Below are 16,478 nucleotides of genomic sequence, written 5' to 3' on the forward strand. Positions count from 1 at the left end.
TCGTCTTCTAAGCTTTGGTGTGCGCAAGGGGGGAAACGGCCGTCATTATAAAGAATCTGACGCGCCGACGAAACCGTTTGCGTATAAATAAAATCACCGCTTTTTCTTGTCATACGGTGCGGCTATCGTTGCGAATAAGTTGCCAACTGGCGCATTGTTACGCAAAATGCCGCTCATTAATGACTTATCTATTGCAGCAAAACATCTTTTTCAGCCCGAGGCAACGCACGATCCAGAGAATTAACTAATTGAAAAAATTAAAGATTAATTATCTGTTCATCGGCATATTGACGCTGCTGCTGGCAGCAGCCCTTTGGCCCTCAATCCCCTGGTTCGGTAAAACCGAAAACCATATCGCCGCGATTCAAGCCCGGGGGGTACTGCGCGTCAGTACGATCGACTCGCCATTAACCTATTCCGTTATCAACGGTAAAAAATATGGTCTGGACTATGAACTGGCGCAGCAGTTCGCCAACTATCTCGGCGTGAAGCTGAAAGTGACGGTGCGCCAGAATATCAGCCAGTTGTTTGACGATCTGGATAACGGCAATGCCGACCTGCTCGCGGCTGGGCTGGTCTACGACAGCGCACGCGTTAAAAACTATCAGCCCGGCCCCATGTATTATTCAGTTTCGCAACAGCTCGTCTACCGGGTCGGACAATATCGCCCACGCTCGCTGGCGACCGTTAACGAGAATCAGCTTACCATTGCGCCAGGGCACGTCGTGGTCAATGATTTACAGCGTTTAAAAGAGACAAAGTTTCCCGACCTGAGCTGGAAAGTGGATGATAAAAAAGGCTCGACGACGCTGCTGGAAGAGGTCATCAGCGGCAAACTGGATTACACCATTGCCGATTCAGTGGCGATCAGTCTGTTTCAGCGCGTTCATCCCGAGCTGGCCGTGGCGCTGGATGTCACGGATGAACAGCCCGTGACCTGGTTTAGCCGACTGGACGACGATAATACGCTCTCCGCCGCGCTGCTCGATTTTTTCAATTCGATCAATGAAGACGGTTCTCTGGCGCGGATCGAAGAGAAATATCTGGGACATGGCGATGATTTCGACTACGTTGATACCCGCTCTTTCCTGCGAGCGGTGGATAACGTCCTGCCGGAGCTGGAACCGTTATTTAAAAAATATGCCAAAGAGATAGACTGGCGCCTGCTGGCGGCGATTTCTTATCAGGAATCGCACTGGGATCCGCTGGCGACCTCGCCAACCGGCGTGCGCGGCCTGATGATGCTGACTAAAAATACCGCCCAAAGTCTGGGGCTGACCGACCGTACCGATGCGGAGCAAAGCATCAGCGGCGGCGCTCGCTATCTTGAAGATATGATGGCTAAAGTTCCCGAAACCGTTCCGGAAGACGAGCGTATCTGGTTTGCCTTAGCCGCCTACAATATGGGTTATGCGCACATGCTCGATGCCAGATCGCTGACGGTAAAAACCAAAGGCAATCCGGATAGCTGGACCGATGTGAAGCAGCGTTTGCCTCTGTTAAGCCAAAAACCGTATTACAGTAAGCTAACCTACGGTTACGCGCGTGGACATGAGGCTTATGCTTATGTGGAAAATATCCGTAAATACCAGATAAGTTTAGTGGGGTATTTGCAGGAAAAAGAAAAGCAGGAAGCGGAAGCCATGAAACTGGCGCAGGATTACCCGGCGGTGTCGCCGGAGGAGCTGAATAAAGCGCCCTTCCCCCTCCTGTCGTTTTTATCGCAGTCATCAGGCTACCTGACGCATTCGCCGTCTTTACTGTTTACGCCGCAGAAGAAAGAAGAAAAATAGTGCGATGGTCTTATCGGATGGCGACGCGCAACGTCTTATCCGGCATTGCGCTATACTGCCGGCCCCGCGCCTTCCGCACGGTCGGCTTTCTTCAGGGCTTTAATTTCCTGACGACGCATACGGAAAAAATCACTGAGCAGCGTCGCACATTCATCGCGCAGCACCCCTTCAATAATGTCGACCCGGTGATTCATTCCCGGATGGTGCAGCACATCAATTAGCGATCCGGCCGCGCCGGTTTTTGCATCGCGCGCGCCAAAGACAACGCGTCCAATGCGGCTATGCACTATAGCGCCTGCGCACATCACACAGGGTTCCAGCGTGACATACAGCGTGGTATCCAGTAACCGGTAATTCTGCAATACCAGACCTCCCTGACGCAGCGCCATTATTTCAGCATGCGCAGTAGGATCGTGGCGGCCAATGGGTCGGTTCCAGCCTTCGCCAATGACACGATGGTTATGCACCAATACCGCGCCAACCGGAACCTCGCGTTCGTCCCAGGCGCGTTTCGCCAGCGTCAGCGCGTGGCGCATCCAGTATTCGTGATCTAATTCGACATCAGACAAAGAGATAACTCCGGTAATGAAAGCGGGCGGCATTATACACAGACGCTATGCGTTTCACTATTCGAGCTGCTGCAGCTCGCCGTGCGGCGTCACCCGCCAGCGATGCTGGCAAAAATAAAGCAGCGGGTTATCCTGTTTGCTGTCGCTGTAGCCGCTATAAAGACGCAACGGCGTACCGATTTTACGTTCCAGTTGCGCGACTTTTTCATGGCCCAGACAGCGCACGGTTAATACCCAGCCGCCATACCGTCGCGCCATCTGGCTGGCGATGAGGTTAACGCGCGGCAACCACGGCGTATCAAAATAGACTTGCTCTACCAATGATTGCGGAGAACCGGTAATAAGCCAGATATCCGCGTCAGAGCTCAATAGATAGGTGGTCAGACGCTCCTGTACAACCGGAAACGCCGTGACGTTAGCGCGAAACCAACGGACAAAATCCGCCTGATGCGCCTGCAAACGCGTTTCGCTATGGCCAAAAGTACAGCCCCACAATAACAGACTCATCGGCCAGCGGGCCGCACGCCCTTTTACCAGTAAACCGATACCGATAATGGGCAACAACGGCAGTACGAGCAGCGCATTTAGCGGCTGACGGCGCAGCAAATAACGCAGAAAACTGCCGAACATATCCTGTTGATGTAACGTTCCATCCAAATCAAAAAAGACGACACGACGCTCGTGGCTGACCAAACCTTACTCCTCTGGATCATTGAACCCCAGCAGCCAGGTAAAAATAAACCCGGCAATTACCGCTATTAAATAGCCTAACAGATAGAACAGGACTTTTCCGGCAACAATTGTTAATGCCAGCGGCAAACCGGAAATACCAAAGGTAATTACCGTCGCCACTTTCCAGTAGCTGATCAACGCCCCGCCTACCGCGCCGCCGAGGCAAGCGCCAATAAATGGCTTACCCAATGGCAGCGTGACGCCAAAAATCAGCGGCTCGCCAATTCCCAGCAGTCCGACCGGAAGCGCGCCTTTAATCACCTTTTTGAGTCGCGCATTGCGGGTTTTCATCAGTACGGCAATGGCCGCGCCTATCTGACCAACGCCCGCCATCGCCAGGATGGGAAACAACGCGTTATAGCCGTGCGCTTGCACCAGCTCCACATGAATAGGCACCAGCCCCTGATGTAGCCCGGTCAGTACCAACGGCAGGAAGGTTCCGGCTAACACCGCGCCCACCAGAAAACCGCCGCGATCGATAGCCCAGGACGCGCCGTGAGCGATAGCGTCTGAAATCCAGCCGCCAAGCGGTTGCAGAGCAACAATCGCTACCGCGCCGGTGATAACAGTCGTCAATAAAGGGTTAAGAATTAACTCCAGCGACCCCGGCAGCAGCTTACGGAACTGGCGCTCAATCCAGCACATTAACGCCACCACCAGCAGGACGGCGATGACGCCGCCCCGTCCCGGCTGAAGCGCCTCGCCAAAGAGCGTAATCTGCGCCAGTTGCGGGCTGGAAAGGATCCCCGCCATCACGCCGCCTAACGCCTGCGATCCGCCAAAGACTTTCGCGGTATTGACGCCAACCAGAATGTTCATGATAGCGAACACCGCGCTGCCAAATATCCCCATCAGGCCCAGCAGGTTAGGATAGTGGACGGCAACGTCGCCGACGATATCCGGACGTTTAAGAATGTTGATAATGCCGGTAATCAAGCCGGATGCGATAAAGGCGGGGATAAGCGGAATAAAAACATTCGCCAGCTTACGCAACGCATCGCTCATCGGCGCTTTATACTTCGCTTTCGCCTCGGATTTGGTACGCGCCATAGCGTCATCCGGCTTTACACCACCTGCGGCAATCTGCACGCGCATCGCATCAACCACCTGTGCAGCCTTCCCCGGCCCAACGATCAGCTGATGTTGCTCCCCTTGCTTTACGTATCCACTGACGCCAGGCAACGCTTTTAAGCGCGGAATATCCAGTTGGCTGTCGTCCTGTACCTCCACCCTGACTCGCGTCATACAGTTTTCCAGGCGCAGAATATTTTGCTCTCCGCCGATACCACGTAAAATGTCGCTGGCGAGCGCTGCCGTCTTATCCATACACACCTCTTTAGTGTTCTAACGCCGCCCTTAAAAAGCCCTGATGAGCAGCGAGTTTTTCCCTGGCGGCTGCAGCATCCAGCCCCGTAAGCGCCATCAAAATGGCGGGCTTAACCTCAAAATCGGTCTGTTTCAGCAACGTTTCCGCCTCTTCACGACCTATCCCGGTCGCTTCAACGACCATCCGACACGCGCGATCGACCAGTTTGACGTTGGTGGCTTTCATATCCACCATCAGGTTTTGATAGACCTTGCCGAACTTCACCATCGCGCCGGTAGAAATCATATTGAGCACCATTTTCTGCGCGGTGCCGGATTTCAGCCGCGTGGAGCCGGTAAGCGCTTCCGGCCCGACAACGGGCGAAATAGCGATATTAGCCTCCCGCGCAATAGGCGAATCTGGATTACAGGAGACGGCAACAGTGGTACAACCGGACTGTCGCGCATAGCGCAGGCCGCCAATCACATAGGGTGTACGACCCGACGCCGCGAGCCCCACGACCAGATCCTGTTCTTGCAGATTTAGCGCGACAAGATCGTCTTCGCCTGCCTGTTGGCTGTCTTCCGCGCCTTCGACCGCTTTCAACAACGCGCCCGGCCCGCCGGCAATCAGTCCGACGACCAGACCGTGCGGAACGCCAAACGTCGGGGGGCATTCTGAGGCATCCAGTACGCCAAGCCGACCACTGGTGCCCGCGCCCATATAGATGATACGTCCGCCAGCCTTCAGCGCCGCCGCTGCGGCATCCACCGCACGCGCGACGTCAGGCAGAGTGGCTTTTACTGCTTCCGCTACCCGCGTATCCTGTTCATTAAAACGCTTAACTAATTCAGGAGTAGGCAACGCATCCAGATCCATCGTTTGCGGGTTACGGGTTTCAGACACTAAGGTACCAAGATTCATTTTTGTCCCTCTGGAATTTTTAATTCATAATAAGCGTCCATGATGGAATAGAATATTCCCCCAGGCGAGTGAAATTTCGTTTTGTCGTCGCCATCACGTTTCGCAGGAGCTGCCCATGAACTGTTTGATTCGTATTCGCCAGCGTTATCCGGATCTCGCGCAAAGCGACAGGAAACTGGCGGATTATCTGCTCGCGCAACCGGATACGGCGCGGCATCTGAGCTCGCAGCAACTGGCGGCCGAAGCGGGCGTCAGCCAATCCAGCGTAGTCAAGTTCGCGCAAAAACTGGGGTTTAAAGGGTTTCCTGCATTGAAACTGGCTATCAGCGAAGCGTTGGCCAGCAATCCTAATCCGCATTCCGTTCCCGTTCATAACCATATTCGCGGCGACGATCCGATGCGCCTGGTCGGGGAAAAATTAATTAAAGAGAATGTGGCGGCGATGCACGCCACGCTGGACGTTAACAGTGAAGAAAAGCTGTTAGAAAGCGTCACGATGCTGCGCCACGCCCGCCGTATTGTGACCACCGGGATTGGCGCCTCTGGGCTGGTGGCGCAAAATTTTGCCTGGAAGCTACTGAAGATTGGCATTAACGCGGTGGTTGAGCGCGATATGCACGCCCTGCTGGCGACGGTGCAGGCGCTGGCGCCGGAGGATCTGCTGCTGGCGATCTCTTATTCCGGGGAACGGCGCGAGCTGAACCTGGCGGCGGACGAAACATTACGCGCAGGCGCGAAGATCCTGGCCATTACCGGTTTTTCTCCCAACGCCTTGCAGCAGCGCGCCACCCGCTGTCTGTATACGATTGCTGAAGAGCAGGCGACGCGCAGCGCCGCTATCTCCTCGACACATGCGCAAATGATGTTGACCGACTTACTGTTTATGGCGCTGGTACAACAGGATTTAGAGCGGGCGCCGGAGCGTATTCGCCATAGCGAGGCGCTGGTAAAAAAACTGGTTTGAAAATGGCTCTTCCGCCTCATGCAGAAGAGCCATCAAGTTTATTGCGCTTCTTTAGCGTGAATCAATTGCGTCAGGAGTTTGTTAACCGGTACGGCAATATTGTTCTGAGCGCCGATTCGCGCAATCGCACCATTTAAATAGTCGATTTCGGTCAGTCGGCCTTTATGTAAATCCTGATGCATAGAAGGATAGTGGTGGCCGCTCTCACGCGGATCGAACACTTTCTTCACCGTATTCATCACCATTTGCTCAGTCAACGGAATATTCTGGCTGGCAGCAACTAACACAAACTCATCAACTACCGCTTGCGCTAAATCTAAAGCACCAGGCCGCTGACCAAATCCGCCGACATTACAATCCAGTAGCGCGCAATAGGTGTTCATTACGCTATTAAAGGCTGCTTTCTTCCAGATCGATAATAATACGTCAGGGCTTATTTCAGCATTCAATCCAGCGCTATTAAGGGTGGCAATGACCTTAGCCTCTTGAGCCGAATCATGGCTGGCAATCGGCTGCAGTTCAATCGTTCCGGTACCGGTGGCCATAATATGCCCAGCCCCCTCCAGTTCGCTGGACCATAACGTCACACCCGCATAGATTTTCTGCCGATCGACATATTTCTCCAGCGTTTCGATATTTCCCAGGCCGTTAGATAAAATCATCACTACTTTCGCGGCTGGCAGTAATGGCTTAATACGCTGTAACATGCTATCCAGCTGCATGGCTTTGGTAAACAGAATAACCAGCTCAAACTCCCCCTGGGATTCATCAGCCAACATAGCAGGGATGGGGTAATACTTCTGAGTCGTTTCCGTTTCGACAAACAACCCCTTGCTACGAATAGCGTCAACATGCTCCTGCCAGCTATCGATAAGCGTCACGTCGTGCCCGGCCTCCAGCAGCATATAGCCAAAACGACATCCCATAGCGCCTGCACCTGCGATTGCAATTTTCATTTTTATTTCCTTATTATCTGATTAATGAATTTTGGCTAAAACCGTTGCGACATATTTCTTCGTTATCAGGGTCAACACGACTCCAATAAGCAATAGCACCGTTGTCAAAATAAATACCGTATTGTAGCTTCCGGTATATTTTGCAATAGCGGACGTGACGTAAGGAGCAATAACCGCACCGACGGCAAAACCAAAATACATAAAGCCGTAGTTTAGTCCCTGGTTACGCATACCAAAATTCTGGCTGGTCAAGCCAGGGAAGATAACTAATATACCGGCATAAGCAAAGCCCACGCCCAGAGCGCTGAAATAGAATACCGAAGTATTACCGTTGAAGAACAACAATAGCAGCATGCAGACGCAGGTAAAAAGATAAACGATAACCAGAGTATTGTAGCCGCCTAATTTATCGGTTAACCCTCCCCAGAACAGGCGACCAATTGAGTTAAATATCGATACCAGGCTAACGACTAATGCACCGGACAGTAAACCGTACTGCGTCATACCAATTTGCGCAGAGCTTGAGCTAATTACCATCCCAGAGAACACGCCCAGCGCCAGAATCATAAACAACAGCCAGAAGCGCAGATCTTTCAGCATGTGCCGATAGTTTTTATCCATTGGCGATGCTTTAATTCCTCCGCTATCTTTTGCTGGCGCGCTACGAATAAAGAACTGGACGATAAAAATAACCACCAGATAAACAATACCCAGATATAACAACGCCCGACTAACATCGTGAGTTTGCGCCATAAAATATTCGGCCAGGCGGGTGCAAAGTAGCGTCCCGACGCCAACACCCGCCAGTACGATACCGCTGGCCAGACCGCGACGGTCGGGGAAAAATTTCAGAATATTATTAAGATTACCCGTAAAAGCCAGGCCCGATCCCAACCCGGCAATGACGCCGTAGGTTAAAAACAGCATGGGCAAATTATCCACAAACCCGGACAAGATAAAACCTAAAGAAAACAGGATACCGCCGATAACTATCGCCTGCTTTCCTTTACCATTGTCGATCATTCTCCCGCCCCAAATCATCGGTAAAGGAATGATCCCCATGTTGATAGAGAATGCTAACGCCAGCGTAGCCGGATCCCAATGATATTGCGCCATGAGTGGTGTTTTGAAATAGCTAAATGCGTAGACGCCCCCGAGCACAAAATTGATGCACACGTGAGCGGCAAGCATTCCCCAGCGGTTGATTGATGCCGACATAATTTTCCCTTTTTAAAATGCACTGATCACAGTTTAAAAAAAGCAAAATAGGCAAACAATTTGGTATTTTTTATAATCGTTATAACAAAACCCAATCGATTGGCATTAAATTTTAATGAATATCAAACAACTACATTCCTTCCTGATATTGTGTGATGAATTACATTATGGTCGGGCAGCCAGTCGCCTGTTTATCACTCAGCCATCATTAAGTCAGCAAATCAAACAACTTGAGTCATCACTTAAGACAATATTATTTAAGCGAAAAGGTAGAGGAATTAAATTAACAAAAGCAGGTATTATTTTGCAACGACACGCTAACAAAATAATGCTGGATTTAAAAAATGCAGAAAATGAACTTCTTCCCTATCAAGATCAACAGCGCGATACTATTTCAATCGGGGTGTCAGGCAGCTACCTGGTCCTGCCCGCTTTTCGCAACTTTATGGCGCACCATCCGGAAATATCTTTAAATGTTAAAGAGTTCTCAACTGAGCAAACCATTAAAAAGCTGACGGATAGCGCCGTTGATATTGGCATTGTTTATCGAATAGCGCTCCCTGCCCAGCTAAGCTCGACCATGCTGTTTGAAGATGAAATTATCGCTGCAATCCCACTTTCTCATCCTCTGGCGACACGCGAACGTCTGCATTTAAAAGATTTAAACGACCAACCCATTATCGTGCTTAATGACTCTCTGCTATTAAGAGGAATCATCACCACTGAATTTAATAACCGCAAAGTCGTTCCTAACGTCATCTGCGAACTGGATAACCACTACTCATGCCTTGAGTATGCCGAAGCGCAGATTGGCATCGCATTTATTACCCGCTCGCTAACCCATTTATCGACACCCAAAAATGTTCGCCTGGTTTCACTGGGCATCCCCGCATTCTTTATTCCTGTCATGCTGGTGCACAGTAATGACCTTTCACTGGATAACGCAACCATCTGCCTGCTCAAGCAGATCAAAAATTTTTACACTGTAGATAACAAATCAGCGCCAGAAAAGAGCTGGCCCGAGCAGAAAATAGGCGTATAATGCCCGCCCGATTTGTGTTGTTTCTGAGAATTTCCTGATGGCGCTGTTAATCACCAAAAAATGTATCAATTGCGATATGTGCGAGCCGGAGTGCCCGAATGAGGCGATTTCAATGGGCGACAGCATTTATGAGATTAACAGCGACAAATGCACCGAGTGTGTAGGCCATTACGAAACGCCGACCTGTCAGAAAGTCTGCCCAATCCCCAATACGATTTTGCAGGATCCCGCCCATGTCGAAAGCGAAGAACAGTTGTGGGATAAGTTTGTTCTGATGCATCACGCAGATAAACTGTAAGCGGGTTAACGCACTTCCAACGCAACAATGCCTGATGGCGCTATGCTTATCAGGCCGACAATATATCGGCCTGTAGGTCAGATAACGTGTTTACGCCGCCATCCGGCAAATCTAACTTTCCAGAATGACCGTAGCGCAGGCGTAATGGCGTTCATCGGCCAACGTGACATGCATGTGCGCCACACCGAGTTTTTCCGCCAGCGTTAACGCCTCGCCCCACAGCCGCAAACGTGGTTTTCCCAGCTCATCGTTAAACACTTCGAACTGATTAAACGCCAGACCGTTGCGGATGCCGGTGCCAAAAGCTTTCGCTGCCGCCTCTTTGACCGCAAAACGCTTGGCGAGAAAACGCACCGGCTGCTGATGCGTCTCCCAGATAGCCCACTCGTTGTCACTGAGCACACGCCTTGCCAGACGTTCGCCGGAACGGGAGATCACTGCCTCAATGCGGGCAATCTCTACAATATCCGTTCCCAGGCCGAGAATCGCCATTAGCCGCGCGCTTCCAGCATCAAACGTTTCATTTCAGCCACCGCCTCTTTCAGGCCCGTCATCACCGCCCGACCAATAATGGCATGACCGATATTAAGTTCGTGCATTTCCGGCAGCGCGGCAATAGCTTTGACGTTATGGTAGGTCAGGCCATGACCCGCATTTACTTTTAGCCCCAGGCGAGCCGCCAGGGTCGCGGCGCTGGCAATACGCGCCAGCTCTTTTGCCTGTTCCGCATCGGTTTCTGCGTTGGCGTAGCAGCCGGTATGGATTTCGATAAACGGCGCGCCGACTTCCGCCGCCGCGTTGATTTGCGTTTCATCGGCATCGATAAAGAGCGAAACCTGGATGCCAGCCGCCGCCAGGCGCGCACAGGCATCACGCATTTTATCGCGCTGTCCGGCCACATCCAGACCGCCTTCGGTGGTGACTTCCTGGCGTTTTTCCGGCACCAGACAACAGAAATGCGGCCTGGTTTCTACGGCGATCGCCAGCATCTCTTCGGTCACCGCCATCTCCAGATTCATACGCGTATGCAGCGTCTGACGCAGAATGCGCACATCGCGATCGGTAATGTGGCGACGATCTTCGCGCAGGTGTACGGTAATGCCGTCCGCGCCTGCCTGTTCAGCAATAAACGCCGCCTGTACCGGATCCGGATAGTCGGTGCCGCGCGCATTACGTAACGTGGCAATGTGGTCAATATTGACGCCTAACAGTAATTCAGCCATGACAATCCTCGTTAATCTTTCTTCGTTTTTACTGTGCGTTTGGGCATAAATTGCCGGAACAGCTCCCGGCTTTTTAACGGTTTTCCCCCAAGATACGGCTTTAATGCCATACGGGTAAAGCGTTTAGCGGCACGCAGGGTATCTACATCCGGGAATTCCCGCGCCTCCAGCGCTTTCAGGTGCCGTCCGGTAAAGGTGTTGTTATCGATGACGACGCTGGCGAAAAAGCCTTTTTCTTCGCGGTAACGGTAGGTCATGGTGTCATCCACCCGTTCGCCGCTGCCTGCACAGTGGGTGAAATTGACGCCATACCCCAGATGTCCCAGCAACGCCAGTTCGAAACGTCGCAACGCCGGTTCAGGCGAGCCGGTGGTTCCCGCCAGCGCCTGAATACAGTTCAGATAATCAAAAAAGAGTTCGGAGAAGCGCGTTTCATATTCCAGTACGCGAGAGAGGAGTTCGTTGATATACAGGCCGCTATAGAGCGTAATACCGCTTAACGGCAGCGCCAGAGAAACTGCCTCGGCGCTGCGCAGGGTTTTCACCTCGCCGCGTCCGCTGTAGCGTAGCAATAACGGCGTGAAAGGCTGTAACGCGCCTTTCAGATTGGAACGTTTAGATCGCGCGCCTTTGGCGACAAGGCGCACGCGCCCCGATTCTTCCGTGAAGACGTCCAGCATCAGGCTGGTTTCGCTCCAGGGGCGACTGTGCAGAACAAATGCGCGCTGCCACCCTTCCACGCGGTGTTAACTCACAGATCGTCTACGTAACCGAGACTGCGCAGAGCGCGTTCGTCATCGGCCCAGCCGGATTTCACTTTCACCCACAATTCCAGGTGTACCGGCGCTTCGAACATCTCCTGCATGTCTTTACGCGCTTCAATACCAATGGTTTTGATTTTGGCACCTTTGTTGCCAATCACCATCTTCTTCTGCCCTTCGCGCTCGACGAGGATCAGCCCGTTGATATCATAGCCGCCGCGTTCGTTGGTAACAAAACGTTCAATCTCAACGGTAACGGAATACGGCAGCTCGGCGCCGAGAAAACGCATCAGCTTTTCACGGATGATTTCAGACGCCATAAAGCGCTGAGAGCGATCGGTGATGTAATCTTCCGGGAAGTGGTGAATAGCTTCCGGTAAATGTTTACGCACGATACCGGCAATGGTATCGACGTTCATACCCGTTTCAGCAGAGATCGGTACGATATCAAGAAAGTTCATCTGGCTTGCCAGGAACTGGAGGTGCGGCAGCAAATCGGCTTTTTCCTGCACGTTATCCACCTTGTTAACGGCGAGAATAACCGGCGCTTTGCCATCGCGCAGTTTGTTCAGGACCATTTCGTCGTCCGGCGTCCAACGGGTGCCTTCCACAACGAAAATCACCAGCTCAACGTCGCCAATCGAACTGCTCGCCGCCTTATTCATCAAACGGTTAATGGCGCGCTTTTCTTCCATATGCAGTCCCGGGGTATCGACATAAATTGCCTGATACGGGCCTTCGGTATGAATACCGACAATGCGGTGGCGCGTGGTCTGCGCTTTACGGGAAGTGATCGAAATCTTCTGCCCGAGCAGTTTGTTCAGCAAGGTGGATTTGCCAACGTTCGGACGTCCGACGATGGCAATAAATCCGCAGTAAGTTTTGTCGGTGCTCATTCCAACTCCAGTTTTTTCAGCGCCTGTTCGGCGGCAGCCTGCTCCGCCTTACGACGGCTGGAACCCGTGCCAACCACCGGTTCGCTCAGGCCGCTGACCTGGCAGTGGATAGTAAATTCCTGATCGTGCGCCTCGCCGCGTACCTGCACAACCAGGTAAGATGGCAGCGGCAGATGGCGACCCTGCAAATACTCCTGCAAGCGCGTTTTAGGATCTTTTTGTTTATCGCCCGGACTTATCTCATCCAGACGGGTTTTATACCAGTTAAGGATTAACTGCTCGACGGTCTGGATATTGCTATCGAGAAATACTCCGCCGATTAACGCTTCCACGGTGTCCGCCAGAATGGACTCCCGACGGAATCCGCCGCTTTTTAATTCGCCCGGCCCTAAACGCAGGCACTCGCCTAAATCAAACTCACGGGCTAATTCCGCCAGCGTATTACCACGTACCAACGTGGCGCGCATACGGCTCATATCTCCCTCATCCACCCGTGGAAAACGGTGATAAAGCGCGTTAGCGATAACGAAGCTCAGGATTGAATCGCCTAAAAACTCCAGGCGTTCGTTATGTTTACTGCTGGCGCTGCGGTGAGTCAATGCCTGCTGCAACAGCTCCTGATGATTAAAAGTGTAGCCCAGCTTCCGTTGAAGCCGATTAATTACGATGGGGTTCATGCGATACCAATAAATGAATGCGTCAACAATCCAGCACACGAAACAGACCTGATACACGTCATCTGTCCTGCCGCATCGCTGCAGCGGAAAGAAGGTTGTCTATAACCAACGCTGTTTCGTGTGCCGTGGCGACCAAACGGCGCCAACCTAAAACTTCGGGGGAATATTCTATACACAACGACAGGGGATGTCGTTAGTCTGAGGGAATTTATCCAGGAAATAATTCACGCTGCCGCTAAAAAGACGGCAGCGTGAACGATCATTTCGTCACAGTTAGTGAATACCGCCGATACGACTCAGGCGTACGCCTGTCGGCCACTCCCCTTCCTGCTTGTCAAAGCTCATCCAGATAGCGACCGCTTTACCGACCAGATTCGCTTCCGGAACAAATCCCCAGTAACGGCTATCCGCACTGTTATCGCGGTTGTCGCCCATCATGAAATATTGTCCCGGTGGTACAACCCAGGTCGCCAGCGGTTGTCCTGGCTGTTGGTAATACATGCCCAACTGATCCTGGGCTATCGGCACCATCAGGATGCGATGAGTTACATCGCCTAACGTCTCTTTACGTTCGGTCAGGCGAATGCCGTTTTCTTTTGTCTCGTTTAGCGGAACCTCAAAGAAACCGCTGGTCGCTTCTCCACCGTTACGGCGGGCAAAGGTCTGTACAAAATCGCTCGGCTCAACGTTAGAGTAGGTAACCGGCAGCGCATTTTCGCACGCCTGACCGGAGCTACAGCCAGGCTGAATCGTCACCTCTTTTGCAACCGGATCATAAGTGATTTTATCGCCCGGCAAACCGACGGCGCGTTTGATGTAATCTAACTTAGGATCTTCCGGATATTTAAATACCACAATATCCCCGCGCTTTGGATGACCGGTTTCAATCAGGGTTTTCTGGTAGATCGGATCTTTAATGCCGTAGGCAAATTTTTCCACCAGAATAAAATCGCCGATAAGCAGTGTCGGCATCATTGAGCCTGACGGGATCTGAAAGGGTTCATAAAGAAATGAACGAACGATCAGAACGATCGCCAGAACCGGAAAAACCGACGCCCCGGTCTCCAGCCAGCCCGGCTTAGGCGCCACTTTATTGAGCGTAGCGTTATCCAGCGCATCTCCCGACGCCGTTTGCGCGGCAGCCTGGCGCGCCCGACGTTTTGGCGCGAAAACAAACTTATCAACGCACCATAAAATGCCCGTCACCAGTGTGGCTATCACCAGAATCAGGGCAAACATGTTCGCCATGCCAACTCCTTAGGGATTATTTATTGTCTTTACCGACATGCAGAATGGCTAGGAACGCCTCCTGAGGCAGCTCGACGTTACCGATCTGCTTCATGCGTTTCTTACCTTCTTTCTGTTTCTGCAGCAGTTTTTTCTTACGACTGATATCACCGCCGTAGCACTTCGCCAGCACGTTTTTACGTAACTGTTTTACCGTCGAACGGGCAATAATATGCGTACCAATCGCCGCCTGAATCGCGATATCAAACTGCTGGCGTGGGATCAAATCTTTCATCTTCTCCACCAGCTCGCGACCACGGCTTTGCGAGTTATCGCGGTGCGTGATCAGCGCCAGCGCATCGACACGCTCGTTGTTGATTAACACATCAACACGCACCATATCGGAAGCCTGGAAGCGCTTGAAGTTATAATCCAGAGACGCATAGCCGCGCGACGTCGATTTCAGACGGTCAAAGAAGTCGAGCACCACTTCCGCCATCGGGATTTCATAGGTCAACGCGACCTGGTTACCGTGATACACCATGTTAGTTTGTACGCCGCGTTTCTCAATACACAGCGTAATAACGTTACCTAAATAGGCTTGTGGTAACAGCATATGACATTCGGCGATAGGCTCGCGCAGTTCATAAATGTTATTCAACGGCGGCAGCTTGGAGGGGCTATCAACATAGATAGTCTCTTTCGCCGTTGTTTCTACTTCATAAACCACGGTCGGCGCAGTGGTGATCAGATCCAGATCGTATTCGCGTTCCAGACGCTCCTGAATGATCTCCATGTGCAACAGGCCGAGGAAGCCGCAGCGGAAACCAAAACCCAGCGCCGAGGAGCTTTCCGGTTCATAAAACAGTGAGGCGTCGTTCAGGCTTAGCTTGCCGAGCGCGTCGCGGAAACTTTCATAATCGTCGGAGCTGACCGGGAACAGACCTGCATAGACCTGCGGTTTCACCTTCTTAAAGCCCGGCAACGCTTTTTCCGCTGGGTTACGCGCTGAGGTTAAGGTATCGCCAACCGGCGCGCCGAGGATATCTTTAATGGCGCAGACCAGCCAGCCTACTTCGCCGCACTTCAGCTCGGTACGATCAACCTGTTTCGGCGTGAAGATCCCCAGGCGGTCAGCGTTGTAGGTCTGCCCGGTGCTCATCACTTTAATTTTGTCGCCTTTACGCATGGTGCCGTTTTTAATACGTACCAGCGATACCACGCCCAGGTAGTTATCGAACCAGGAGTCAATAATCAGCGCCTGCAGCGGGCCGTCCGGATCGCCTTGCGGCGGCGGGATATCGCGCACCAGGCGTTCCAGAACATCCGTCACGCCGACACCCGTTTTGGCGGAGCAGCGTACCGCGTCCGTCGCATCAATACCGACAATGTCTTCGATTTCTTCCGCCACACGCTCCGGATCGGCGGCCGGCAGGTCAATCTTGTTAAGCACCGGCACCACTTCAAGATCCATTTCCATCGCGGTGTAGCAGTTCGCCAACGTTTGCGCTTCTACGCCCTGGCCGGCATCCACCACCAGCAGCGCGCCCTCGCAGGCGGCTAACGAACGGGAAACTTCATAGGAAAAGTCAACGTGTCCCGGCGTGTCGATAAAGTTCAGTTGATAAGTTTCACCATCAGACGCTTTAAAATCCAGCGTCACACTCTGGGCTTTAATAGTAATACCGCGCTCACGCTCAAGATCCATCGAATCAAGTACCTGAGCTTCCATTTCACGGTCAGACAGGCCACCGCAGATTTGGATAATACGGTCAGACAGCGTCGATTTACCGTGGTCAATGTGAGCAATGATCGAAAAGTTACGTATGTTCTTCATAGAGATAAATTATTATGCCTTACGCCTGGTTGACCAGACTTTAGAGGTCGCTGTT

18 protein-coding genes are annotated in these 16,478 nt (G+C 52.2%); 5 read left to right on the forward strand and 13 right to left on the reverse strand.

Translation table 11 applies throughout. The annotated features are described in order from the left end of the window. Positions 1–14 precede the first annotated feature (14 nt). Positions 15–248 carry a hypothetical protein gene (locus NA624_RS18940; protein WP_001543559.1) on the forward strand — a complete coding sequence of 78 codons (234 nt, stop codon included), beginning with the start codon at positions 15–17 and terminating at the stop codon, positions 246–248. Beyond that, positions 249–1,793, forward strand: a complete 1,545-nt coding sequence (mltF, locus tag NA624_RS18945; protein ID WP_000734249.1) for a membrane-bound lytic murein transglycosylase MltF — start codon at positions 249–251, stop codon at positions 1,791–1,793. 50 nt (positions 1,794–1,843) lie between these two features. Here mltF and tadA read toward each other — a convergent pair whose 3' ends face one another. From tadA to murQ, 4 genes are read right to left on the reverse strand one after another with little or no spacing between them, the layout of a single operon-like run. Then, positions 1,844–2,395 (reverse strand): tRNA adenosine(34) deaminase TadA, encoded by a 552-nt coding sequence (tadA, locus tag NA624_RS18950; RefSeq protein ID WP_001134556.1) that lies wholly within the window; start codon positions 2,393–2,395, stop codon positions 1,844–1,846. A 24-nt stretch (positions 2,396–2,419) separates the two neighbouring features. After that, positions 2,420–3,055: a phosphatidylglycerophosphatase C gene (yfhb, locus tag NA624_RS18955; protein ID WP_000253558.1), complete on the reverse strand. Its 636-nt coding sequence runs from the start codon at positions 3,053–3,055 to the stop codon at positions 2,420–2,422. 3 nt (positions 3,056–3,058) lie between these two features. Beyond that, the gene (locus NA624_RS18960; protein WP_000361660.1) at positions 3,059–4,420 is read right to left on the reverse strand and encodes a PTS transporter subunit EIIC; all 1,362 of its coding nucleotides are present in this window, start codon (positions 4,418–4,420) and stop codon (positions 3,059–3,061) included. Positions 4,421–4,430: 10 nt separating this feature from the next. Continuing rightward, positions 4,431–5,324, reverse strand: a complete 894-nt coding sequence (murQ, locus tag NA624_RS18965) for an N-acetylmuramic acid 6-phosphate etherase (RefSeq protein WP_001048532.1) — start codon at positions 5,322–5,324, stop codon at positions 4,431–4,433. Between the two features lie 115 nt (positions 5,325–5,439). Here murQ and NA624_RS18970 point away from each other — a divergent pair, with 115 nt between their 5' ends. Continuing rightward, on the forward strand, positions 5,440–6,288 hold the full coding sequence (locus NA624_RS18970) for a MurR/RpiR family transcriptional regulator (RefSeq protein WP_000995688.1): 849 nt from the start codon (positions 5,440–5,442) through the stop codon (positions 6,286–6,288). A gap of 38 nt (positions 6,289–6,326) precedes the next feature. Here the strand turns inward: NA624_RS18970 and NA624_RS18975 are convergent, their stop codons facing one another. After that, entirely contained in the window at positions 6,327–7,244 is a 918-nt protein-coding gene (locus tag NA624_RS18975) for an oxidoreductase (RefSeq protein ID WP_000684032.1), read from the reverse strand. Positions 7,245–7,265: 21 nt separating this feature from the next. Beyond that, positions 7,266–8,462: an L-lactate MFS transporter gene (locus tag NA624_RS18980; RefSeq protein ID WP_001276368.1), complete on the reverse strand. Its 1,197-nt coding sequence runs from the start codon at positions 8,460–8,462 to the stop codon at positions 7,266–7,268. A gap of 115 nt (positions 8,463–8,577) precedes the next feature. On the opposite strand from NA624_RS18980, the gene NA624_RS18985 reads away from it, so the two are divergent. Both NA624_RS18985 and NA624_RS18990 read left to right on the forward strand, forming a co-directional pair. Then, a complete protein-coding gene (locus NA624_RS18985; protein WP_001022462.1) occupies positions 8,578–9,504 on the forward strand; it encodes a LysR family transcriptional regulator in 927 nt (308 codons plus the stop codon). A gap of 37 nt (positions 9,505–9,541) precedes the next feature. Next, complete coding sequence (locus NA624_RS18990; RefSeq protein WP_001196290.1) at positions 9,542–9,802, forward strand: YfhL family 4Fe-4S dicluster ferredoxin; 261 nt, start codon at positions 9,542–9,544, stop codon at positions 9,800–9,802. A 111-nt stretch (positions 9,803–9,913) separates the two neighbouring features. On the opposite strand, the gene acpS is transcribed toward NA624_RS18990, so the two are convergent. From acpS to lepA, 7 genes are all read right to left on the reverse strand, one after another. Further along, positions 9,914–10,294, reverse strand: a complete 381-nt coding sequence (acpS, locus tag NA624_RS18995) for a holo-ACP synthase (protein WP_000986043.1) — start codon at positions 10,292–10,294, stop codon at positions 9,914–9,916. Further along, positions 10,294–11,025, reverse strand: coding sequence for a pyridoxine 5'-phosphate synthase (gene pdxJ, locus NA624_RS19000; RefSeq protein ID WP_000818972.1), 732 nt, complete (start codon positions 11,023–11,025; stop codon positions 10,294–10,296). Before pdxJ ends, acpS begins: the two co-directional genes overlap by 1 nt. A gap of 11 nt (positions 11,026–11,036) precedes the next feature. Next, the gene (gene recO, locus NA624_RS19005; RefSeq protein WP_000399380.1) at positions 11,037–11,765 is read right to left on the reverse strand and encodes a DNA repair protein RecO; all 729 of its coding nucleotides are present in this window, start codon (positions 11,763–11,765) and stop codon (positions 11,037–11,039) included. 11 nt (positions 11,766–11,776) lie between these two features. Beyond that, positions 11,777–12,682, reverse strand: a complete 906-nt coding sequence (gene era, locus NA624_RS19010; RefSeq protein WP_000102230.1) for a GTPase Era — start codon at positions 12,680–12,682, stop codon at positions 11,777–11,779. Beyond that, positions 12,679–13,359, reverse strand: a complete 681-nt coding sequence (gene rnc / locus NA624_RS19015) for a ribonuclease III (RefSeq protein WP_001068341.1) — start codon at positions 13,357–13,359, stop codon at positions 12,679–12,681. Before rnc ends, era begins: the two co-directional genes overlap by 4 nt. A 273-nt stretch (positions 13,360–13,632) precedes the next feature. Further along, the gene (lepB, locus tag NA624_RS19020) at positions 13,633–14,607 is read right to left on the reverse strand and encodes a signal peptidase I (protein ID WP_000002559.1); all 975 of its coding nucleotides are present in this window, start codon (positions 14,605–14,607) and stop codon (positions 13,633–13,635) included. A 16-nt stretch (positions 14,608–14,623) separates the two neighbouring features. Next, positions 14,624–16,423 carry a translation elongation factor 4 gene (gene lepA / locus NA624_RS19025; RefSeq protein ID WP_000790154.1) on the reverse strand — a complete coding sequence of 600 codons (1,800 nt, stop codon included), beginning with the start codon at positions 16,421–16,423 and terminating at the stop codon, positions 14,624–14,626. Between the last annotated feature and the right edge of the window lie 55 nt (positions 16,424–16,478).

It is taken from the genome of Salmonella sp. NW38, assembly GCF_051807745.1.
In the GTDB taxonomy this organism is placed as follows: domain Bacteria; phylum Pseudomonadota; class Gammaproteobacteria; order Enterobacterales; family Enterobacteriaceae; genus Salmonella; species Salmonella enterica.

Excerpts from the sequence above, each read along its gene's own strand:
- tadA (WP_001134556.1), bottom strand. The coding sequence starts at position 2,395 with ATGCCGCCCGCTTTCATTACCGGAGTTATCTCTTTGTCTGATGTCGAA.
- NA624_RS18960 (WP_000361660.1), bottom strand. The coding sequence starts at position 4,420 with ATGGATAAGACGGCAGCGCTCGCCAGCGACATTTTACGTGGTATCGGC.
- murQ (WP_001048532.1), bottom strand. The coding sequence starts at position 5,324 with ATGAATCTTGGTACCTTAGTGTCTGAAACCCGTAACCCGCAAACGATG.
- NA624_RS18970 (WP_000995688.1), top strand. The coding sequence starts at position 5,440 with ATGAACTGTTTGATTCGTATTCGCCAGCGTTATCCGGATCTCGCGCAA.
- NA624_RS18975 (WP_000684032.1), bottom strand. The coding sequence starts at position 7,244 with ATGAAAATTGCAATCGCAGGTGCAGGCGCTATGGGATGTCGTTTTGGC.
- NA624_RS18980 (WP_001276368.1), bottom strand. The coding sequence starts at position 8,462 with ATGTCGGCATCAATCAACCGCTGGGGAATGCTTGCCGCTCACGTGTGC.
- NA624_RS18985 (WP_001022462.1), top strand. The coding sequence starts at position 8,578 with ATGAATATCAAACAACTACATTCCTTCCTGATATTGTGTGATGAATTA.
- NA624_RS18990 (WP_001196290.1), top strand. The coding sequence starts at position 9,542 with ATGGCGCTGTTAATCACCAAAAAATGTATCAATTGCGATATGTGCGAG.
- acpS (WP_000986043.1), bottom strand. The coding sequence starts at position 10,294 with ATGGCGATTCTCGGCCTGGGAACGGATATTGTAGAGATTGCCCGCATT.
- pdxJ (WP_000818972.1), bottom strand. The coding sequence starts at position 11,025 with ATGGCTGAATTACTGTTAGGCGTCAATATTGACCACATTGCCACGTTA.
- era (WP_000102230.1), bottom strand. The coding sequence starts at position 12,682 with ATGAGCACCGACAAAACTTACTGCGGATTTATTGCCATCGTCGGACGT.
- rnc (WP_001068341.1), bottom strand. The coding sequence starts at position 13,359 with ATGAACCCCATCGTAATTAATCGGCTTCAACGGAAGCTGGGCTACACT.
- lepB (WP_000002559.1), bottom strand. The coding sequence starts at position 14,607 with ATGGCGAACATGTTTGCCCTGATTCTGGTGATAGCCACACTGGTGACG.
- lepA (WP_000790154.1), bottom strand. The coding sequence starts at position 16,423 with ATGAAGAACATACGTAACTTTTCGATCATTGCTCACATTGACCACGGT.